This is a genomic window from Oceanobacillus sp. J11TS1 (assembly GCF_018333215.1).
In the GTDB taxonomy this organism is placed as follows: Bacteria; Bacillota; Bacilli; order Bacillales; family Amphibacillaceae; genus Oceanobacillus.
In genome coordinates, this window is sequence record NZ_BORO01000020.1 from 25,782 (window position 1) to 46,556 (window position 20,775).

The 20,775-nt window shown below is 36.7% G+C and carries 24 protein-coding genes; 4 read left to right on the forward strand and 20 right to left on the reverse strand.

Going from position 1 to position 20,775, the window contains the following annotated elements:
• Positions 1-36: 36 nt before the first annotated feature.
• From KI343_RS14340 to KI343_RS14430, 19 genes are all read right to left on the reverse strand, one after another.
• Complete coding sequence (locus KI343_RS14340) at positions 37-642, reverse strand: SpoIIE family protein phosphatase (protein WP_212927104.1); 606 nt, start codon at positions 640-642, stop codon at positions 37-39.
• Positions 639-1,430: an RNA polymerase sigma factor SigB gene (gene sigB, locus KI343_RS14345; RefSeq protein WP_212927105.1), complete on the reverse strand. Its 792-nt coding sequence runs from the start codon at positions 1,428-1,430 to the stop codon at positions 639-641. The genes KI343_RS14340 and sigB overlap by 4 nt, the downstream gene beginning before the upstream one ends.
• Positions 1,402-1,878, reverse strand: coding sequence for an anti-sigma B factor RsbW (gene rsbW, locus KI343_RS14350; RefSeq protein ID WP_212927106.1), 477 nt, complete (start codon positions 1,876-1,878; stop codon positions 1,402-1,404). Before rsbW ends, sigB begins: the two co-directional genes overlap by 29 nt.
• Positions 1,878-2,210, reverse strand: a complete 333-nt coding sequence (locus tag KI343_RS14355) for an STAS domain-containing protein (protein WP_212927107.1) — start codon at positions 2,208-2,210, stop codon at positions 1,878-1,880. Before KI343_RS14355 ends, rsbW begins: the two co-directional genes overlap by 1 nt.
• A 295-nt stretch (positions 2,211-2,505) precedes the next feature.
• Positions 2,506-3,519 carry a PP2C family protein-serine/threonine phosphatase gene (locus KI343_RS14360; protein WP_212927108.1) on the reverse strand — a complete coding sequence of 338 codons (1,014 nt, stop codon included), beginning with the start codon at positions 3,517-3,519 and terminating at the stop codon, positions 2,506-2,508.
• Positions 3,520-3,721: 202 nt separating this feature from the next.
• Positions 3,722-4,123, reverse strand: a complete 402-nt coding sequence (locus KI343_RS14365) for an anti-sigma regulatory factor (RefSeq protein ID WP_212927109.1) — start codon at positions 4,121-4,123, stop codon at positions 3,722-3,724.
• Positions 4,124-4,126: 3 nt separating this feature from the next.
• A complete protein-coding gene (locus KI343_RS14370) occupies positions 4,127-4,483 on the reverse strand; it encodes an STAS domain-containing protein (protein ID WP_212927110.1) in 357 nt (118 codons plus the stop codon).
• Positions 4,484-4,489: 6 nt separating this feature from the next.
• Positions 4,490-5,359: an RsbT co-antagonist protein RsbRA gene (locus tag KI343_RS14375; protein WP_212927111.1), complete on the reverse strand. Its 870-nt coding sequence runs from the start codon at positions 5,357-5,359 to the stop codon at positions 4,490-4,492.
• Positions 5,360-5,557: 198 nt separating this feature from the next.
• Positions 5,558-6,259 carry an HAD family hydrolase gene (locus tag KI343_RS14380; RefSeq protein ID WP_212927112.1) on the reverse strand — a complete coding sequence of 234 codons (702 nt, stop codon included), beginning with the start codon at positions 6,257-6,259 and terminating at the stop codon, positions 5,558-5,560.
• A gap of 177 nt (positions 6,260-6,436) precedes the next feature.
• Positions 6,437-6,799, reverse strand: a complete 363-nt coding sequence (locus KI343_RS14385) for a type II toxin-antitoxin system PemK/MazF family toxin (RefSeq protein ID WP_212927113.1) — start codon at positions 6,797-6,799, stop codon at positions 6,437-6,439.
• 3 nt (positions 6,800-6,802) lie between these two features.
• Complete coding sequence (locus KI343_RS14390; protein ID WP_374705445.1) at positions 6,803-7,021, reverse strand: antitoxin; 219 nt, start codon at positions 7,019-7,021, stop codon at positions 6,803-6,805.
• 702 nt (positions 7,022-7,723) lie between these two features.
• Complete coding sequence (locus KI343_RS14395; RefSeq protein ID WP_212927115.1) at positions 7,724-8,764, reverse strand: LolA family protein; 1,041 nt, start codon at positions 8,762-8,764, stop codon at positions 7,724-7,726.
• Positions 8,765-8,829: 65 nt separating this feature from the next.
• On the reverse strand, positions 8,830-10,344 hold the full coding sequence (locus KI343_RS14400; RefSeq protein ID WP_212927116.1) for an NAD(P)H-hydrate dehydratase: 1,515 nt from the start codon (positions 10,342-10,344) through the stop codon (positions 8,830-8,832).
• A gap of 84 nt (positions 10,345-10,428) precedes the next feature.
• Positions 10,429-10,785: a holo-ACP synthase gene (gene acpS / locus KI343_RS14405; RefSeq protein ID WP_212927117.1), complete on the reverse strand. Its 357-nt coding sequence runs from the start codon at positions 10,783-10,785 to the stop codon at positions 10,429-10,431.
• A 731-nt stretch (positions 10,786-11,516) separates the two neighbouring features.
• The gene (locus KI343_RS14410; RefSeq protein ID WP_212927118.1) at positions 11,517-11,666 is read right to left on the reverse strand and encodes a hypothetical protein; all 150 of its coding nucleotides are present in this window, start codon (positions 11,664-11,666) and stop codon (positions 11,517-11,519) included.
• Between the two features lie 167 nt (positions 11,667-11,833).
• Positions 11,834-12,124 (reverse strand): hypothetical protein, encoded by a 291-nt coding sequence (locus KI343_RS14415; RefSeq protein ID WP_212927119.1) that lies wholly within the window; start codon positions 12,122-12,124, stop codon positions 11,834-11,836.
• Between the two features lie 48 nt (positions 12,125-12,172).
• Complete coding sequence (locus KI343_RS14420) at positions 12,173-12,448, reverse strand: hypothetical protein (RefSeq protein WP_212927120.1); 276 nt, start codon at positions 12,446-12,448, stop codon at positions 12,173-12,175.
• A 12-nt stretch (positions 12,449-12,460) separates the two neighbouring features.
• Complete coding sequence (locus KI343_RS14425) at positions 12,461-13,423, reverse strand: anti-sigma factor (protein ID WP_212927121.1); 963 nt, start codon at positions 13,421-13,423, stop codon at positions 12,461-12,463.
• Between the two features lie 5 nt (positions 13,424-13,428).
• The gene (locus tag KI343_RS14430) at positions 13,429-13,911 is read right to left on the reverse strand and encodes an RNA polymerase sigma factor (RefSeq protein ID WP_212927122.1); all 483 of its coding nucleotides are present in this window, start codon (positions 13,909-13,911) and stop codon (positions 13,429-13,431) included.
• A gap of 778 nt (positions 13,912-14,689) precedes the next feature.
• On the opposite strand from KI343_RS14430, the gene KI343_RS14435 reads away from it, so the two are divergent.
• The 4 genes from KI343_RS14435 to nagB all read left to right on the forward strand — a co-directional run bounded on the left by KI343_RS14435 (position 14,690) and on the right by nagB (position 18,933).
• Complete coding sequence (locus KI343_RS14435) at positions 14,690-15,472, forward strand: rhomboid family intramembrane serine protease (protein WP_212927123.1); 783 nt, start codon at positions 14,690-14,692, stop codon at positions 15,470-15,472.
• 153 nt (positions 15,473-15,625) lie between these two features.
• On the forward strand, positions 15,626-16,381 hold the full coding sequence (locus KI343_RS14440; protein WP_212927124.1) for a prepilin peptidase: 756 nt from the start codon (positions 15,626-15,628) through the stop codon (positions 16,379-16,381).
• Between the two features lie 314 nt (positions 16,382-16,695).
• Positions 16,696-18,156 carry an N-acetylglucosamine-specific PTS transporter subunit IIBC gene (gene nagE / locus KI343_RS14445; RefSeq protein ID WP_212927125.1) on the forward strand — a complete coding sequence of 487 codons (1,461 nt, stop codon included), beginning with the start codon at positions 16,696-16,698 and terminating at the stop codon, positions 18,154-18,156.
• Between the two features lie 45 nt (positions 18,157-18,201).
• Entirely contained in the window at positions 18,202-18,933 is a 732-nt protein-coding gene (nagB, locus tag KI343_RS14450; protein WP_212927126.1) for a glucosamine-6-phosphate deaminase, read from the forward strand.
• A 112-nt stretch (positions 18,934-19,045) separates the two neighbouring features.
• On the opposite strand, the gene cshA is transcribed toward nagB, so the two are convergent.
• On the reverse strand, positions 19,046-20,527 hold the full coding sequence (cshA, locus tag KI343_RS14455) for a degradosome RNA helicase CshA (protein WP_212927127.1): 1,482 nt from the start codon (positions 20,525-20,527) through the stop codon (positions 19,046-19,048).
• Positions 20,528-20,775 lie beyond the last annotated feature (248 nt).

Sequence of the window (20,775 nt, forward strand, 5' to 3'; positions counted from 1 at the left end):
ACAGCTGAACCAATGTTCATGCCATTTTCATACAAATCAACCTTTTTCTCCTCTATATCTAATTGCCATTAACGTGGTATCATCATGCCTTGTACGATCACTATACTGCGCATAAGTTTCCGTAATTCTCTCTACATTATCATCTTTGAAGAAATACTTCGATAGTTCTTTATCCATAACTCCATCGGAAAACATAATAAAATTTGTTCCTTTGGTTAATTTTTGCGTCATTACTTTCACACTTCGATATAGAGAACCCAAATATCCAGAGCTTGGAATATTCCTTTTTTTAGGAACTCCATTTTCCAAAACAATGATTCCTATATTTCCAATTGTAGAAAATGTAAAAGTTTGATCCATGAAGTCTAGCTTCAAAATGCCTATAACCGCCCCGCGCATTCCAATTAATTGCTTGTTACATATTTTAACGATTTCCTCCACTGTTTTATCCGTATGCTGCTCTACAATGTCTACAACGATTTGGGAAGACTCTTTTGCAATTTCCCCGCTTCCGAGACCATCCGCAAGTACTGCTAAAAACATCTGCTCTTCTTCGATAAAAAAGTAACTATCTCCGCATAAATGGTTACCTTTTTTTGATTTTTGAAAAACGGAAACATCTACATACTTGCCGGAATTCAATCGAATACCTCTGCACTTTCCGATTGCATCGTTTCTCGCAGTTTTCGGAGAGCTCTTCGTTGCAGCCTAGAAACATGCATTTGCGAGATACCTAATTTTTCTCCAGTTTCTTTCTGGCTCATATTTTTAAAATAAGTACAGTCAAGAATTAATTGTTCACGCTCTGATAGGACTGGGAGTATTTTTTCAAGCATCATTTTTTGTTCAAGGTTCTTAATGTCGTCATCCTCATTACCAATCAAATCTAAAATAGCTACTGTACTGCCATCTGAATCTGCTTCAATTTTATGATCGACAGACAGAGCCTTATAGCTTTTACTCATTTCCATTGTCTCTAGGACGTCTTCTTCTGGTACACCGATATGTTCTGCAATTTCTTTAATTGTAGGAGATCTTTGATTTTTCGTCGTTAGTTCATCAGCACTTTTTCGAATTTTTGGTCCCAATTCTTTAATACGTCGGGGGACATGGACGCTCCATGTTTTATCCCGTATGAATCGCTTTATTTCACCAATTATTGTTGGGACTGCGAATGATTCAAACGACTTACCATAAGATGGATCGTACCTCTTAATCGCTCCTAGTAAACCAATCATGCCAACTTGTACAAGATCTTCATGAATGGCACCATTTTTAGAATACTTTCGAGCAATTGATCCGACAAGGTTCTGGTAGGTTAATACAATCTTTTCCTGAAGCTCTTGGTTTGTTGGATCTTCCTGAAGATTGCTTATCCATTGGTAAACCTCATCTCCCCCTTTATTGAATGGTTGAGATTTGGTCGTCATCCATGTCCACCTCTTCTTCTCGATTGTATTTAGTCATAATGACCATTACACCGTATTTATTATTAATTTTCACTTCGTCCATTAGTGCTTCAATGAGGAATAAGCCAAAGCCTCCTTCACGAATTTTCTCTACTGGTTCGTCGGAGCTATATGGCCCAGTTTCATTTTTTACTTCTTCTAAATTAAAGCTTCCTCCACGATCAGCTACGATTATTTCTACTCTATCTTCATACAAGCCGAAGCCAACCGTGATTTCGCCCGATTCATTTTCTTCATAAGCATGCTCCACTGCATTTGTAACAGCTTCAGATATAGCAACTTTCAAATCTTCAATTGCATCGTAGGAAAATCCCATCCGGCTAGCAATACCTGATAGCGTTAAGCGCGTCACTCCTATATAATCAGCTTTGGCCGGAACTTTCATTTCTATATAATCAAATGCTTCCATCACTCATTGCCACCTCGAATCGCCGCTTTTATGTCTATAATTTCGTCAAGACCAGTAATCTCAAAAATACGTAGAACACGCTCTTGAACATTTTTTAAAGTAAAATGGCTTCCATTTTCTTTAGAAGTTTTCAAAGCACTGACAAACACACCTAAGCCGGTACTATCCATATACTGTACATCCTCTAAATCTACCACAATTTGATTGTCACTTTCTTTAACCAAAGGCATTAAAGATTCTTTCAGATCAGGTGCTGTAAATGCATCAATTTCTCCACTTACTTCTAACACTTTCACATTACGATTTTCGTTCATACTTATAGATAAATCCATAATGACCCCCTCCTGTCATCAAGCTACAAAATAGATGACACTATAATCTAATTTCATTTTTATTTCACTTTATCACGGAGATTTAACCTTCCGCAAAACTCCTTAAAGGAAGTTACATTGTATATACGAAAGAAAACTTGGCATCCGCCAAGCCATTAAGCGGATGCCTTCGTGGCACTTATTCAGCAAGAAAGTAATTAGACTTGCTAACCTGCTACATAAAAATTCATTTTAAAGCTTGTCCAAAAGTTTAGCAATATAGCAGACTAATATACTTTACCCTGTATTCTTTTCTTTAAACATCTTTGCGTAAAACAATTAATGTAAAATCATCTCGTAATTGAAAATCCTGAAGTCTCTCAAAATACCGATATACGCTCTCTACTAACTCTTGAGCAGGCAAATCAATATATTTCCGAATAACTTCTAAGAGTTCTTCTGTTTCAATAAAACGATCCCCATCCCTGCACTCAGAAACACCATCTGTCAGGAAAATAATCAAATCATCCTTATCAATCATTAATTCATATTCCCGATACTGGGCATCTGGCATCACACCAAGAACAATACCTTTTGTACGAATTTCCTCGAATTCTCCCGTTTCTGCACGATAAATGTATCCTGGTTCATGCCCTGCGGAAGATAGTCTTAATTTACTTTCCTTTGGATGATAGTGTGCATAACACATTGTAATAAACATACTAGAATCAATATTTCTCTCTACAACGCGGTTTAAGTTCTCTAAAACTTTGTTTGGTGACATGGTAGCTTCTGGATAACTATCCATCGTGTACTTAATCATAGACATGCACAATGCCGCAGGGATTCCCTTCCCAATGACGTCAGCAATGGCGATACCAATCGTTCCATTGCTTCCTTTTGTAAAATGATGATAGTCTCCATTCATTTGATGGGCAGGAACACTAACGACTCCTATATCTAACCCGCTACCTTCTGGCTTCTCTGTTCCCAATAGTGTTTTCTGCATATTTGCAGCAACAGAGATTTCAGACGTCAGAACATTTTTCTCCTGTCTTAAATAATCAACCTCTTGCAAAGCTAAGCCATAGAAAACGGCTGCTTCCAGCAAGAATTCCATCGAAAGCTTATATTCGCTCAACAATTGGGGATAAATATTCTCCATCGCTTGAATATGCAAATTAATTAATTCCTCAGGTAAAATTTTCTTTCTGATAAAAGCCTTACTAATTAATTCAAGGTCATATAGTGCTTTCTCGTCTTGAGTGTCAATGTATTTCCTTAACAGCTCTTTATATTTTTTACTGCTTTTTTTTATTGTCTCTTCCACTCCGTAAACTCCCCCTATATTCCAAAGAACCTATTGCTCTTTCTCCGTTTCCTCAGAGATTTATGAAAAGAACAAGAGTGCATATAGCTCCAGAACATAATTTCTCTAGCCTTGCAGTTATGCCATAAATGGATCTAACGTACCGGCTGCGCGCTTATTATCTAGTAGAAAACAAGGAAAGCCACTGAAGCTAAAGGGTATACTATTTCACCCATTTAATCGCCTTAATTTTAGTGCCTTCTCCTACTGTGGATTCGATATCAAAATCATCCATTAAACGTTTCACTCCAGGTAAGCCAGCTCCAAGTCCTCCAGAGGTAGTATAACCATCTTGCATGACGCGGCTCACATCTTTGATTCCTGGACCAACATCTACAGCAGTCATCAAAATTCCTTTTTTACTCTTTGTATTAATATACTCAAAACAAATTTGTCCGTGGTCTGCGTATAAATAAATATTACGAGCTAACTCAGATATCGCTGTAGCAATCCTCGCCTGATCGACCGTTCCAAAACCGATTTCTTTCGCCATTTCTCGACCAAGCTGTCTCGCTCCTACAATATCCCACTCTTTTTGAATGTTGACACAGGATCTTGGGTCCATAGGCTAACCTCCCAATTCCTGATGCAATTTCATTAATCCCTGCTCTAGGTTCAAAGCTGTTGGGACATTTTGCAAGTGGATCCCTAAATCAATTAACGTCATCGCAACAGCAGGCTGAATACCCGTTAATACAACCCGAGCCCCCATCAAATCTGACATGGAAACAACATCACCTAATACTTTTGCAATAAAAGAATCAATAATATCAACAGAAGTCAAGTCAATAACGACGCCTGATGCACCTGTTTTATGAATTTTTGCTAATAAATCTTCTTGAAATTGAATCGCTGTTTTATCGTCTATTTCTGTCTGAATAGAAATAAGCAGATAATTATGTAGCTTTAAAATAGGTATTCGCATATGAATCTAGTCTCCTTTAAGTAAACGCATAATCTCGTCAATGTCCTGATTCTTAGATGACATATCAACTAATTCTCTGCCGGTAATCTCAAGCGCTTTTGTAAATCCTTTTTTCAGCGTACTTCTTGTTGGGAATTTACTTAAATCAATACCAATATTTATAATCGTTTGTGCAATCTCAGGGCGGATTCCGACAAGAATACAAGTAGAACCGATTAACCTTACTGCTTCAGCTGCTTGAATAATATGATGGGCAACCATGGTATCTACTACCGGAACACCCGTAATATCAATTAATACAACTTCTGAATTATGCTTAATCGTTCCTTCCAGTAGATTTTCCATAATCAATTTCGCTCTATCTGTATCTATCGTACCGATAAGCGGCATTACCGTAATCCCGTCTGTAACAGGAATTAAAGGCGCAGATAATTCTTGGAGTGCAACACGTTGTAAGGATAATATGTTTTCCCAACTGCCCGAGTATTCATTAACAAGCTGACGGATCAATGGTTCTACCCAGTCATCTACACTCGACAGCACATTAGAAAAATGATTTGAATCTACTTTTTCTGTCTGACTCAATAAATAATCAATCGTCACACGGCGAAAGACCTGTAATCCATCTGTAATATAACTAAGCGGCCAGCCTAGATTAATAATTTTCTCTGTAAATTCCTCGACTACTTTTGACAATCCCTGATCTTGAATACTTGTAAAAATAACATTCACAAATTCTCGGTTCGTATTTTCATAAAGTTCATCCGATATACTTGCTGTATAATTATTTGATTTTAATCGGTCCACCTCTTCCATCCATTTATTAACAATAGAATCGCTATTATCAATAATTAACGCTTTAAATCGTTCTTCCATAATTGGCTACCTCCACATGTTTTCTTTTCTATCATTCTTTTTTTATATTACTCTAGCTTTAAAAATTACATCCGCCAGTACAGTTAAAAAGGTTTCACACTTATTTCCTTCATTGTAACATATAGAGAATAATTCTCGCATGGCTCTACAATTTCTACCCGGAATCCTTATAAAGAAAACCTAAAAACATGAAATTCTTTACATTTCTAAGAAAAGGTCTAATAATTCTTTCGCACTGTATACCACCTTATCAGGTTTGACAGGAGATTCTGGCATTGCTCGTTTACGATGATTCATCCAAACTGTTCGCCAACCGACTTGTTTTGCTCCAACGACGTCATTTGCAAATGAATCTCCAATATAAACGGTGTTTTCCTTCGATAAGTCGAGTTTTTTCTCTATAAAACAAAACGCTTCTTTAGCAGGTTTTGCATGCCCAATGGTTCCCGAAATAAATAAATGATCATCCGGAATCCACTTTTTTAATTTTAGTTGGTCTATTTTCATGGCTTGATGCCCTTCCGGACCATTTGTCAAAACTGCTAGCTGCTTTTTATTTGCCACGAGACAATCTAGTAATTCAATTACTTCATCAAACAACTCAATCTTTCCTTGCTCTTGAACATAGAATCTCTGAAATTCCAGCGCTTGTTCTGCTGTTATCTCTATACCAATCTCCGCACAAGCATCTTTTATCCGCCGAATATGCATTTCTTCGATTGATATTCTTCCAGCTACTTGATCGTCAAATAATGCATCACTATGCTTTCGACTTATCAAATAAAGATTATTTAGTTCTTGTTCAGTTAAAGATACATCTAGCATTTTTTTACATGTTCTTCTAAATGTCTCCGCCTGGTCATATAACGTATCATCCATATCAAAAATTATCGTATCCACAACTATCACCCTCCATTTTTTATTTTACTATAAGTACGTGTTCGAAAAGTAGAGTAAAAAGGACCAGTTGGCGAAGGTCTGAAAGTGTTCCGGGATTGTGATTACCTCCGTTTTTGATCCATAAAAAAAACGGCTTTCCTATGAAAGAACCGTCTTTTACATATATTTATTTTTAAATTAATTATTACTGTATACATCTCTTAAGCCAAGGCTTATTTCTAATGCTTGATTAATTTTTTCCATCATTTCTTTATCCAGCTTTGTAATTTTGTCAGTTAATCGCTGCTTATCTAGTGTTCGAATTTGTTCTAACAGAATGACTGAATTCCGATCAAATCCATACCGTTTTGCATTAATCTCCACATGAGTTGGTAATTTAGCCTTTTGAATTTGAGCAGTAATAGCCGCCACAATAACAGTGGGGCTAAATCGATTACCAATATCATTTTGAAGGATGAGAACTGGCCTCACACCACCCTGTTCCGAGCCGACCACAGGGGATAAGTCAGCAAAATAAACCTCGCCTCTTTGAACGATCAAATGTTACACCCCGATCACAGAGCGCTCTAGAGTTGTTTCAGCCTCCTCTTCAGCTTGAAAAGCCTCTGAAGCAATCGTTAAATTAATACGTGCCATTTCCTCATACCCACGTTGCATAGATTCATGAAAACGTTGGAGGTGTTCTTCTTTTTTATGGTTTAAATAAATCTGAGTTGCTTCACATATAAATTCACTTAAGTCAGAGCTATTCTCATATTTCATTAACCCATCCACCTCACTCAATAAGTTTTTCGGTATTTTCACCAAGATTTCTTCTTTCTTTTCAGCCAAAACCAAGCACCCCCGCCAACAAGTTAACGTTCATTATTAAATTTAATATCATAATAGCATTATGAGCACACTTTTGCAAAGGGGTTATGGCGAATTTGTAAAAAAATCATGTAAATTTGTCGTTTTAAACCTTAATTTTTGTGGTATTTATATTAATTGAGGTTTAAAAAATGGATCTATCACTATTAGGATAGAAATCAGAAAAAATCAATTTTCTTCCTTGATTATTTACCACAACCTCCATATTTTCGACGGAATCAGTAAGCCTTGCAGTTTCATTCTGTTTGAGAGTATCTCCAACAAAGATAATTGTTCTCTATTGAGGACGTTCAAAAAGTCCCCCAATGATAAGCGGCGAATTTCTGCGTTGACGTTTCTTTTCCGATGGGGCTGCGATTACTCGCCCCACCAAAAGCGTTACTCACGTATTTAAAAGCATACGCTCCGTTCGTAAAAGCCACGTCGCCTTGACCTTCTTGCTTCTAATTTGATTACTTTTTGAACACGCACTAATACGAAAAAATTCCCTGTCTGTTAATTATATGCCAATATATAAAAATCATACCTCGTTAACCGTAATAAGCTATAAAAAAGCAGGCTCGTTTATACGAAACCTGCTAATGAATACAATTATCATTTTATGGATTGTCCTTGAACAGATTGTGCTATTTCAATCATTTCTTCTTTTGTCAGTTCCGTACTTGCTAGTTGATAATCAACACCCTGATAACTCCATTTTAATGCGTTACCTTCTAAGGCCCCCACTGTAACACCAAGATTCACAATATCTCCATCTACTTCTTGCGGCGCTGTACTAACTGGTGCAGTTTCTTTTATTTTCTGGACAAGTGTAAAGTTTTTCTCTCCTTCAAAGGTTGTAATTATTCGTTCTCCATCCTCCAAAGGAACTTCTTTCTTTTCGGCAATCTCTGCTCCAGCTGTAAACGTAGGATATAATGTACGGATTTCCTGAGCTGCTGCTTCTGCTGTTTCACCTTCTTCTTCTAAGTTTGCGGCTTCACCATCTGCTTCTTGTTTCATATTTTTCTCCATCGAAAAATCATCTTCTTTGAAAGTAGCATCTAATTCAAAGCTTTGGAAAGCTACACTCACTAAGGTTTCTCCATCTTGATTTAAAACGTTAACCATCACAGGAGTATAGCTGGACTTATCAAAATATATCTCTTGAGCCGGCAGATTGTTGTTATTTTGATAGTTTGTTTTTGTTCGGAAAATATAATGATCTTCTGTCGTTTCAAATTGTGATTCTGGATCTTGAATCACATCATTTACCAGCGATTGAAATAAATACGGCTGACTGCTATTTTCTGGCCACTCCGATTGAAATTTAAAACTTTTCTCCAAAGCTGGCGTCAATACAAAGACCCCGTCCGTATTTTTTAAAATGATTTGACTTTCATTTTGCTCCGACTCATTTTCAAGTTTTACGCGATATTGCTCCTCCGCTTGGAACCATACATCAATTAAAAAATTTTGCTCCTCATCACTTGTATTCATCGTCATATTCGCAGTCGCTTTATAACCATCTAGGTCTGCAACTGTCTCCTGCAACTTCTCAACAACATCTTCCTGTGATTTTTCACCACATGCTGCCAGTAACAAACTAAATGTACCTAATAGTAAAACGACACCGAAAAAACGTCTCTTCGTCATTAGCATATCTCCCTTGTCTCATTTAACAAAGGGAACGATTCATTGATGATAAATAGAACACCGTTTTAAGAAAATGTACGGATTGCTTTTGGGATACCTTGGATGACATCTCCAGCAAGCAAATCCTGTTCCGAGTGTTTTTCTTGGACAAGTAAGTCTGCAGATTTTCCGTGCAGGAAGCAAGCATTATTTATGCCTGAAAAAATCGATTTGCTTTGCATAATCATAGCTAATACCATCCCGGTTAACACGTCCCCGCTTCCGCCTTTGGCGAGACCTGGATTCCCGCTTATTTCCACTGTTTGGTCTCCATTCGGGGCAGTAATAATCGTGTACTTCCCCTTTAACACGAGATAGCAATTATATTTTGTTGCAAAATCAAAGCTATGTCGAAAGGGTTCCGCCAATAAATCAGAGACAGACATATCCATTAATGCAGCAAGCTCGCCAGGATGTGGCGTTAAGATAAGTGGAGCTTGTCTTGACCCGAAATCTGCTAAATATGATTTCAAGTGGTAAAGTCCATCAGCGTCGATTACAATTGGTCCATCAAATTCGAGCAATGCAGGAAAAATTCCTTTCGCAGTTTCTTCCTCCCTGCCTAATCCTATCCCAACAGCAATGGCATCAAACCCAGATAAGTCGATATGCTCTATTCCAGTGATATAGCCATTTTTTTCGGATATGGTGACATTCATTGCTTCCGGGCTATTCCCAGCAATAATTGGAATAACGTCTTTGACAGATGCGGTGGTTAATAAGCCTGCTCCGGTTCGTAATGCAGCCTTCGTTGTCATTAGGACGGATCCTGGCATTCTTTGATTACCGCCGATAATCAGCCCTCTCCCATGATCTCCTTTATGTGAATTTATTTTTCGTTTGGGAAAAGATTCGCGAAAATAGAATCTCGTCCATAAACGTTTCTTCGTATGCGCTTCAAAGAGATATGTGGGAAAACCGATATCTGCTACCATCCATTCTCCGTAATACGAGGCAGTACGTTGACAGACAGCAGATTGTTTTATGGCACCAATCATAATAGTTGCATCCGCTTGGATTGCTTGAAAATCAGTCAACCCTTCCTCTGCCGGCAAGCCGCTTGGTATATCAATGGATATCACATAAGCATTTTGATGATTCACTTGTCTGGTAACCGTTAATACATCGCCTCTTAGTTCGCCGCGTACACCAATTCCAAGCATTGCATCGATAATAACATCCGCTTCTCCTAATGCTGTCTCCGCTGTTTTTTCATGATAGGGCTCCACTTGATAGCCAAATTGGCGATAGATATTTTTATGATAAGCTGCATCCCCTGTTATTTTTTCATTACGCGCAACCTGAATTACCCTTAAATCATATCCTGCCTCTGAAAGGACCCGGGCAATAACAAATCCGTCTCCGCCATTATTCCCACTTCCAATCAAGACAACAATCTTATCGTCTTTTGATATTCGCTTCTGTATTTCCCTGCTTGCTTCTCTACCTGCATTCTCCATGAGGATTTTTCCAACAAGTCCAACAGTGCTGATTGTTTCTCGGTCAACCTTGTACATTTCTTCCGCGGTGACAATATACAATTCGTTCCCTCCTACCGCAATAAAATATATGAGACAAACTATGGGTTTATGCATTACCTATTTGCATTTATGTTCACTTTAAACTTACCTTTTCTCTAATAAGACCTGTGCAATAGCAAGTTCGCCACTATGTGAAATAGATAGGTGAATATAAATATCCTCCATCCCTTCTACTTGCATTTGCGGCGCTCCATTAGCACAATTGATGATTTCGATTTGCTGAAACCCTAGTTTACCTATTCCCGTTTTATTCGCTTTTGAAAAGGCTTCTTTTGCAGCAAATCGGCCTGCCACATATTCCGTACGGCGATGGGCGGTTAACGTCATCGCCTTTTCTTGTTCTGCCTCGGTTAACACACGCTTCAGAAAACGATTATTTTTTTCAAGAAGGCGCCTAATTCTTTTTAATTCAACGATATCAATGCCTATTCCAAGTATCATTTTCATTGCTCCTAAAAGTTATTCCATCTATGTAAGATAACACTATTATAATGATTATAATCTGTTCCTTCACTAAAACTAAGGTTGGCACATTAAATTTAATAAATAGCGACTGCTACGGAAAAACACTATGCTAGTTAGTTGCTAATATCATATTTACATGTTGCAACCAATGATTTTGGTGTTAATCCCATAATCTATATTGTTTCTTATTATATTATAGAATAACATCAATGATAAAAATCATGGAACTTTAACGGTTCAACTTTATACATACCAGTCTTCAGAGGGTAATTTATAATGTTGTATTTTTTGCAATATAGGGTATAATATAAATTAAGAAAACATATAATAAAAAACCGTGCAGTGCTGATACACTGTACGGTACAATAGACTGAAACTCACTAAAGAGGAACAGCGCATAACGAGTTTAAAAATAACCCTTACGCCAGCCATAGCATATGAGGGTTATTTTTTATCGTTTTTTTCGGACATAATAAATGCCACTAACGATCCAAAAGAGATCATCAGTAATAAGGCAGTACCTATATCCATCAGCAGCACCTCCTTTCTCAGTTGGCTTTTAAACCAACACTGGAAAGGTTTAAAGGTGCGCTGCCCCCATATGCAATTATATCAGTCTATTGTTAATTTCAATTATAACATAGGTAGTAACCAACGAATGCCAAAATTGACGCTAATATTTTTATATTTACCCTTCTGTTCAATAATCATTTTTTCTCCTCTGACCTCTTAATTCGGTCAATAAATCCAACTAAATACGTATCATTAACTTTTGAAGAATAATAGCCGACCTGGTCTTTTATGATATTTTCAATAACCCAAACTTTTCTCGTAACAACTTCATGTAGGCTTGTCATTGCATCTTATCTATTTCCTCGTTCTTTTCACTTTCTTTTTGCTTTATGAGTTAAAATTCGCAAGTTTTATATGTCTGTTCGATATTTTTTTGCATATCGTAGCAAGCACATAAGATGCACCGATTCTAATTTCAGGAGTTTTTTTAAAAGATAATATAAAACTATTTTCAGCCCATATTAAACAAGCTACTACCGATCACTGAGCCAAGACCTGTTTCCCAAAACCATAAAAACACTATCATAATAAGGAACCAAGAAATTCTCCAAACCTTATTAGAACGTACAAATTGAATGATATAGAAGATGAGCCAAAATCCTAGCGACATTCCAGTAATAAACCAAATGCCAGAACTTATTCCTCCTTCGCCTACACCTGCTCCAAATAAGACTAAAAAGTTAAATGACAATAAAAAAAGTAAAATAATAATGTTATATATATGAAAAGCTCTTTTACTCAATTAAATCACTCCTTATATTATATATTCCAAATATTGTAAAAAGCAGTATTAAGGTTGATAATTAATTGTTAAACTAATAAAAGTAACAACAATAATGAATATAACTGAAAAAATATTTAAAACAATTCCCCATACTCCAGGTGTTCTGCTGTGGCTGTTAAATAATCCAATAATCCCCAACAATATTCCTAATCCTTGTAGAGAAAAATTTATACTAAACATCGTTTGAAACAACAAGTTTATGTTTAGTAACAGCAGACTAATAAGTCCTACAATAATAGATAAATAACTTGCTGTATAAAAATATTTATAAGTTATTTTCATTTTATTAATCTCCTATCTATTCCAATTCCAAAATTCTACTTCACCTATATGAATACCTCTTATCTCCTCTTGTGTTCCTAATTCCTGTATTTCTTTTGTCGGCCCCGTGATGACCACGCCGTAAATTTTAATTCCATTCTGATTAATATAGTCCAATCTTTCCTTTGAAGCGATAGATACTTCTCCCATAATGCTGGTTGTAATCTTTTTTTGAGTATCCAAATAATTTAATTGTTCTACAAAGAGATCCTTGTTATCTTCTTCTGTGAAAGAAGAATTGCTGGGAGCTGTATTTTCTTCTGGGTATCCTATGGGTGTAACTACAGAACCATCTTTATCTATCATTTCATCTTCTAGTCCTGTATCTACAGCATTCCATACAATTTTTATATCGTAGTCTGACAACAGGCTCTCTACTTCTTTCGGAGCGTAAGATTTATCCAAAGATAAGAATGCTTCAGTCACTGTACCCTCTGGAATTTCATTTAACTTATCTAATCCATTCATTAAGCGGCTAGGGATATCTTGATTTGGATATATAAAAGAAAATTCTCTATCTCTAAGATTCATGGTATTTTCTTTCACCGTTAAATTTACAGATTCATTTCGCTTGAAACCGAGTGATAGATTGGAATCATAACTCCCTGCTTTTAAGGTTTCTGACCCAATTTCTTTATATAATGGTGCTGATAAATGAAGTCCAAAAAATGGTGTGAATTCTAATTCAATTTGGGTATCGTCCACTTGAAGATTCGGCTCCGTTAATGAATAAATGGTTTCTAAAACAAATATTTCATTATTTGCCCTATCATTTACCTTATAATAAATGACAGTTGACAAGTACCCGAAAGGCAGTATCAAAAATATAATTGACAGCATGAGAAGAATTGTATTCCATCGCGCTTTGCGTTTGGCTGACATAATAATTTTGTTTTGTTTATCATTGTTGATATAAGAATCGTTTTCCGTTTTCATTTTATTTACTCCTTATAATTTTGTTTGATGTGCTTCCGGGCTCTATGGACTAACGTTTTAAAAGTTGATACTTTCACATTCATTATGAAAGCTCCTTCCTCGTAAGTAAGACTTTTAAAATCTTTAAGAATGATTGCTTTTTTCTGTTTAGTAGGGAGTTTGTTTATAATTTTTATAACGTCATCAAGGATTGCATTAGTTACGATGACGTCTTCAATATTTATATGACTTATATCAGTTTCCTGTAAAAAATCACTCGTCAAAATGACATTTCTTTTTTTTCTAAAGTAATCAATATAGCAATTTCTGGCGATAGTAAATAACCAGCCTTTTACGTTACCAGGCCGATAAGCATCCATGCTGATGTACGCTTTATAAAAAGTATCTTGCAGTATATCTTCGGCAGCATACTTGTCTTTTTCCATTGACAAAATGTATCTGTAAATGTCATTGGAGTATAATCTAAAAATTTCCTCAATTGAATTCATATACCTCCTTCTCTCCTTACCCTATAAACGTATCGAAGCGCAATATCGTTTCATTATTTTAATAAAAAATAAAATATCAGTCCCTTTAGCTTTCATTTCTCCCCAGAATACTGTACGAAGTCTTTGTTCTGGGGTGCTGGTAGTGCATAACTTCTTAAGTATCAATAACAAGCGCACTGGATTGAATAAGATTTAAATGACGTATAGCTAGTATCATATGTTTCGCAGCAACAGTCTATGGATTTTAGGTGTCCCACTCCTACCTCCTCCACCACACCATTTATATTTAATACCACCAAATGTGCAACCTAACGCCATTATCTCAAAAGTTACTTGTTTTTACTTTGTTTGCATCTGAAAGAAATGTATTTAATTAATAGTTATTTTCAATTTCTCCATCTACATTTTCATAAATAATTTCTAAGATCATTACATGCATAGTATCTTTAGAGGGAGATTAACAGTTACTCTCTTTGAAATAAGATTCAACTTCTACGATAGAAGTAATGCTAAAGCTCCTCCCTTTTCATTCTTGAGCACGGCACTCAGAGAGTACGTGGCGGATTGATTATGAAATACATCTGAAATACTATTTATGATCCCATTTATCAAAAGTGGAGAGCGACGTCGCAGACATGCTTAATGCACCAGCAAATGAAGTTTCAGTTACTTTATGCTGGTTGAAAAAAATAAGCAACCAACATTGCTACATCAAGGAGTTTATAGTAACTTAAATACTATATGGAATATCGCGCGTGTTATCTATAGGGGGCGAATTATGTTTATAAGAACAGAACGGAGTATAAAGGAATTTTTTCAATTATATCCTGTGGTGACTATCATTGTGGGGGTAAATATATTTCTATGGTTAATAATTGATTTTCTAAATTTACAAATCGGAAATTATTTAAGATTATACGGAATCGGAATTAATGCTGGGATTGCGGAAGGGCAATGGTGGAGATTAATCACTCCCACTTTCCTGCATGCTGGTGCGATGCATATGCTATTTAATTCCTTTTCGCTTGTATTATTCGGCCCTGCATTGGAACAAATGCTTGGTAAAATCAAGTTTTTATTAGCATACCTTGGTACAGCAACTACAGCAAACATTGTTATTTACTTTATAGAATCACCAACGTATGCACACCTAGGTGCATCTGGCGCTATTTTTGGACTATTTGGGATTTATGTCTATATGGTTGTTTTCCGAAAAGATTTAATCGACCAATCCAGCAGCCAAATTGTTGCTGTGATTGTAACCATTGCCCTCGTTATGACATTCTTGAGAAGTAATATCAGTATACTAGGACATTTATTTGGCTTATTTAGCGGTTTTATCTATGCACCATTACTCTTAGCAGGAGTTAAAAGCTATTCCCCTTGGACACGTCCGCGACCAAAAAGCAGAAAATATGCTGACGGCGATGGTCCTCAATTTGATCCAAACCGCTGGAACCAAAAGCGAAAAGTACCAGAGGTTATTCGAAAAAATATGATTTGGATTATCGTTGCAATTATCGCTATTCTATGGTTATTAGGACAGGCAAATATTTTATAGTTTTTAATAAAAGGATTAGCTAGGCTTGGTGTCCTAACCATGTCTAGCTATTTTATATGGATAGAAACCCGTTAAAAATTGCCACAATTTATACAATTCATGTTATAATAATGTCACCTCGCAATCATCCCCAATAAACATAGGAGGTTTCTTATGGAAATCTACACTTCATTTGTTTTTTTCTTTTTTGGCATCATTTTCGGCTCGTTTTTTATGGTTGTCGGAGTTCGACTCCCACAAAAAATAGCCTTTACCAGCGATCGATCTAGATGCCCGCATTGCAGCATCCAGCTTAACTGGTACGATAACATTCCTATCCTCTCTTATTTCTTCTTAAAAGGCCGCTGCCGGCACTGCCATGATCAAATTTCTTCCTTATACCCACTGATTGAAACTTCAACAGGTCTTCTCTTTGTCCTTTCCTATCTACAGGCAACTTCTCTTACAGAACTTATTCTTTCTCTCCTATTTATTTCGCTGCTGCTGATAATTATCATAACCGATTTATATTATATGGTGATTCCAAATAAACTTTTGGCATATTTCCTTCCCGCATTTCTCCTTTTACGTACCATTAATCCATTAAATCCTTGGTGGAATGCTTTTATAGGCGGAATCGTAGGATTTATGATTATTTTTATCGTGATTTTATGGAATAGGCGAGCTATGGGTGCTGGAGATATGAAATTAATGGGAGTACTTGGTGTCGTGTTAGGACCTTCTCATATCATCTTGACCTTCTTGCTGGCATGTATGACAGGGGCATTGATTGGCGGCGTCTTGCTTCTACCAGGCATTGTCCAACGAAATAAGCCTTTTCCCTTTGGACCTTTTATTGCCTTGGGAGCCCTTCTTGCTTACTTTTGGGGGGATATAATTATCGAGTGGTATTTAAGTCTATTTATATGATGGTGAAAAGTATCCTGCTCTGAAACAAACGATTACAGTTACAAATTTGAGGAAGTATTAGACACCTCCCTATTTCATTTAAACAGCCATTATAACAAATACTATAAATGAACATTTTATATTAATTTCAAGTTAGCAAATATATCAAAAACTCTAAATAGAAAATTGCTTTAAAATTGTTATAACAAATAAAAATATTTCTTGTATCCTTTCGAAAATAAACATTTTGTACATACATTTTTAAAATGTATATACAAATTTTATTTCTTATGTCTATAATGGAAATAAATAAATTTCAGGGAGGGTTTAAAACCATGATGAAATATTTACAAAACCTCGGTAAGTCACTTATGCTACCGGTTGCAGTATTGCCGGCAGCTGCTGTTCTGATGGGAATTGGTCATTGGATTGACAGTTTCTTTGAAGGTGAGAGCCGCTTTGCTGCGTTTCTAATGAGCGGCGGAGATGCTATCCTTTCTTCACTGGCAATCCTTTTTGCGGTCGGGGTTGCTATCGGAATGACAAAAGCTAAGGATGGGGCTGCTGCATTAAGCGGACTTGTCGGGTACCTCGTAATTACGAAAGTATTAGCATCTAAGAGTGTGGCAGAATTACTGCAAATCGATCTGTCTCAAGTGGATATGGCATTTGAAAATATCGAAAATGTGTTTATTGGAATTTTAGCCGGTCTAGTTTCGGCAGCACTTTATAACCGTTTTAGTCATGTATCACTGCCAGACGCATTCGCATTCTTTAGTGGAAAACGACTTGTTCCTATTTTAACCGCGGCAACCATGCTGTTAGTCTCCATTGTCGTTCTCTTTGTGTGGCCAGTTGTCTATGGATGGCTTGTCAGCTTTGGTACGATGATTAGTAACTTAGGAGCTACTGGGGCAGGTTTATATGGATTTTTCAACCGTTTATTAATTCCAACTGGATTGCATCATGCGTTAAATAACGTATTTTGGTTTGATGTAGCAGGGATTAATGATATCGGCAACTTCTGGGATGGGAATGGCAAAAAAGGCGTGACGGGCAGATATATGGCCGGATTCTTCCCAGTCATGATGTTTGGTCTGCCAGCTGCTGCGCTTGCAATGTATCATACAGCGAAGACAAAGCAACGTAAACAGGCCGCTTCTTTACTAATGGCCGTTGGTTTTGCATCCTTCTTTACCGGTGTAACAGAACCGCTTGAATTTTCATTTATGTTTTTAGCACCAGTATTATATTTCTTCCATGCATTACTTACTGGTTTGTCCTTATTCATTGCAGCTGCTTTCCAATGGACAGCAGGGTTTACGTTTAGTGCAGGTTTTATTGATTACTTTTTAAGTTTTCGATTACCGTTAGCAAGCCAGCCTTATATGCTTCTTCTGCAAGGGCTCGTGTTTGCAGTTATTTACTATTTCTTATTCCGTTTCCTAATTACAAAGTTGGATTTAAAAACACCTGGTCGCGAGGATAATGATGAATTAGCGGAAGAAAATCTGCCTGTGAACGCAGCAGATGAGAAAAAAGACAGACACACCCTAATGGCTGAATCCATTTATGAACATCTCGGCAAAAAGGAAAATATTCATTCCATTGACAATTGCGCAACAAGACTGCGTTTAGAAATTAATGATATGAGTAAAGTTGATCAAGAAGGGATTAAGAAGACTGGCGTGCCCGGTGTACAGCAGGTAAGCAAGAGCAACTTACAAATTATTGTCGGAACACAGGTGCAGGCAGTAGCAGAAGCATTACAAAAATTGTACAATGAGGATAAGTAATTAAAATATTCTATAAAGGGATGTTCGTGTAAAGGGGGAAAATAAATGAACATAATCAAAGCAGAAAACTATAAAGAAATGAGCCAGATTGCTGCGAAATACCTTACAGAGCAAGTAAGTGCTAAACCAAATAGTGTGCTCGGTTTAGCAACTGGCTCTACACCTGAAGGATTATATGAAGAAATCATTCATCGCTATAACAAAGGGGAGATTTCCTTCAAAGACGTTACAACATATAATTTAGATGAATATGTTGGTCTTGCGAACGATAATGACCAAAGCTATTACTATTACATGCACAAGCTTCTATTTGATCATATCAATATAAAAGAGGAACAGGCGTATCTGCCAAATGGTGACGCTGCAGATTTGCAGGAAGAATGTATTCGATATGAAAGTTCTATCCAAGCAGCTGGTGGCATTGATATTCAAATTCTGGGGATTGGTTTAAATGGGCATATTGGATTTAATGAACCAGGAACGCCTTTCTCTAGTAAAACACACATTGTGGATTTAGATGAATCTACACGTGAAGCAAATGCTCGCTTTTTTAAATCAATTGATGATGTGCCTAAGCAAGCAATTACAATGGGTATTGATTCTATTATGCAGGCAAAACGTATTATTCTATTAGTATCTGGTTCACAAAAAGCAGAAGCATTGGAAAGATTAGTGAACGGACCAGTTACGGAAGATTTTCCAGCTTCTATTTTACAAAAGCATTCCGATGTAACGATTATTGCTGATCAAGATGCAACGTCAAAACTCTCTGTATAAGAATGTAAAAGAGATAGAACTAGCCCAAGCGCCTGCTTAAAAACGCAGGCAACAAAAAAAGCATTGGATAACGATTCTACGTTATTCAATGCTTTTTTCTTAACCTTTATTATTAACGATCATCACGGTTTTTACGTTGGAAGTTTCCTTTACGATTCCTACCGCCTTGGTTTCTGCCGCCTTGATTACGTCCTCCACCTTGGCCACGCCCTCCATAATATCGCTTTTTATTATTACGGCGATTATTATCCGAAGAGTTCTTAGCTTTTTTCACACTAATCGGTGCAGCAGATGAAATACGTACCGGTGTATCTCTTCTTTCTTTCGTCATCATACTGATGGCAGCAGAAATAATTGTAACGGAATCATACTCATCTAATAATTCTTTAGCAGCATCATGATAAGGTTTCAAATCTTTTTGATCAATTGCTTTTTTAAGCTTATCAATCGTTACTTGCTGCTGTCCACGTCGAGCATCTTGGTTCGTAGGCGGTGCAAGACGTTTCATTTTGCTCTTCGTTGTTTTTTCAATCAAGCTCAGGTGAGCCATTTCTCTTGGTGTAATAAAGGAAATAGCTTCCCCAGTTCTACCTGCTCTACCAGTTCGCCCAATACGGTGAACGTAGCTTTCAGGATCTTGCGGGATATCAAAGTTATACACATGTGTTACACCAGAAATATCTAACCCGCGGGCTGCTACGTCTGTTGCAACAAGAACATCTACACGTCCTTGCTTAAATTTATTTAATACAGACATACGTTTACCTTGTGTTAAGTCTCCATGAATTCCTTCCGCACGATACCCTCTTGCTTGAAGTCCTTCTGTGATTTCATCAACACGTTTTTTTGTTCGAGCAAAAACGATAGCTAATTCTGGAGAGTTGATATCCAAATGATTATTTAAAGTCTCAAACTTAAATTTCTCTGGAATTTCAATGAAATATTGATCGATATTCTCTACTGTCATTTCTTTCGCTTTTACTTTAACTTCCTTCGGCTCTTTCATAAGCGTTGTAGCGATATTACGGATTTCTTTGGGCATTGTTGCAGAGAAAAGCAATGTTTGTCTATCCTCTGGAATACCTTTTAAAATTTCACGAATATCATCAATAAAGCCCATGTTAAGCATTTCATCCGCTTCATCAAGAATAGCTGTATGCACTTCATCAATACGAATGGTTTTGCGTCGCATATGATCCATTAAACGACCTGGCGTTGCGACAACAATTTGCGGGCCATCCTTTAATGCACGAATTTGGCGATCCATTGGGGAACCACCGAAAATTGCAAGTGCGCGTATACGTTTGAATTTAGATAGACGGTTAATCTCTTCAGCTACTTGAATCGCAAGCTCACGAGTCGGTGCAATAATTAAACCTTGAATTTTCCTTAACTTTGAATCAATTTTATTGATTAATGGAATTCCGAATGCTGCCGTTTTCCCTGTACCCGTTTGTGCTTGTCCAATCACATCATGTCCTTCTAGTGCGTATGGAATTGTTTCTGCTTGAATAGGAGTTGCTTCTTCAAACCCCATTTCTTCTAAAGCTTTCATTATTGGGGCAGAAACACCTAGTTCATTAAATTTAGTCACGTAATCGTCGACTCCTTTTTGTTTTTTATTGCAAAAGAGGCCTTATAAAGAGTTTCTCATACTTTTCATTTTATTATACAAATCAGTAAAAATCATACCTCGCTCAAGTAATGAAACAGCGAATCTTTAAACAATCTCCATTTATTATAAAGAAAACTTGGCAAGCCAAGCCTTTAAAGGCTAAAGGGTTATCCTGGTTGCGCTAATACTTTACTCCTTAAATTCTTTATACTAATTTAAAGTGTAAA

Bases quoted from the DNA above. Each gene is read 5' to 3' on its own strand.
- sigB (WP_212927105.1), bottom strand. From the start codon at position 1,430: ATGACGACCAAATCTCAACCATTCAATAAAGGGGGAGATGAGGTTTAC.
- rsbW (WP_212927106.1), bottom strand. From the start codon at position 1,878: ATGGAAGCATTTGATTATATAGAAATGAAAGTTCCGGCCAAAGCTGAT.
- KI343_RS14355 (WP_212927107.1), bottom strand. From the start codon at position 2,210: ATGGATTTATCTATAAGTATGAACGAAAATCGTAATGTGAAAGTGTTA.
- KI343_RS14365 (WP_212927109.1), bottom strand. From the start codon at position 4,123: ATGGACCCAAGATCCTGTGTCAACATTCAAAAAGAGTGGGATATTGTA.
- KI343_RS14370 (WP_212927110.1), bottom strand. From the start codon at position 4,483: ATGCGAATACCTATTTTAAAGCTACATAATTATCTGCTTATTTCTATT.
- KI343_RS14375 (WP_212927111.1), bottom strand. From the start codon at position 5,359: ATGGAAGAACGATTTAAAGCGTTAATTATTGATAATAGCGATTCTATT.
- KI343_RS14390 (WP_374705445.1), bottom strand. From the start codon at position 7,021: ATGAAATATGAGAATAGCTCTGACTTAAGTGAATTTATATGTGAAGCA.
- KI343_RS14395 (WP_212927115.1), bottom strand. From the start codon at position 8,764: ATGACGAAGAGACGTTTTTTCGGTGTCGTTTTACTATTAGGTACATTT.
- acpS (WP_212927117.1), bottom strand. From the start codon at position 10,785: ATGATACTTGGAATAGGCATTGATATCGTTGAATTAAAAAGAATTAGG.
- KI343_RS14410 (WP_212927118.1), bottom strand. From the start codon at position 11,666: ATGACAAGCCTACATGAAGTTGTTACGAGAAAAGTTTGGGTTATTGAA.
- KI343_RS14420 (WP_212927120.1), bottom strand. From the start codon at position 12,448: ATGAAAATAACTTATAAATATTTTTATACAGCAAGTTATTTATCTATT.
- KI343_RS14425 (WP_212927121.1), bottom strand. From the start codon at position 13,423: ATGAAAACGGAAAACGATTCTTATATCAACAATGATAAACAAAACAAA.
- KI343_RS14430 (WP_212927122.1), bottom strand. From the start codon at position 13,911: ATGAATTCAATTGAGGAAATTTTTAGATTATACTCCAATGACATTTAC.
- KI343_RS14435 (WP_212927123.1), top strand. From the start codon at position 14,690: ATGTTTATAAGAACAGAACGGAGTATAAAGGAATTTTTTCAATTATAT.
- KI343_RS14440 (WP_212927124.1), top strand. From the start codon at position 15,626: ATGGAAATCTACACTTCATTTGTTTTTTTCTTTTTTGGCATCATTTTC.
- nagE (WP_212927125.1), top strand. From the start codon at position 16,696: ATGATGAAATATTTACAAAACCTCGGTAAGTCACTTATGCTACCGGTT.
- nagB (WP_212927126.1), top strand. From the start codon at position 18,202: ATGAACATAATCAAAGCAGAAAACTATAAAGAAATGAGCCAGATTGCT.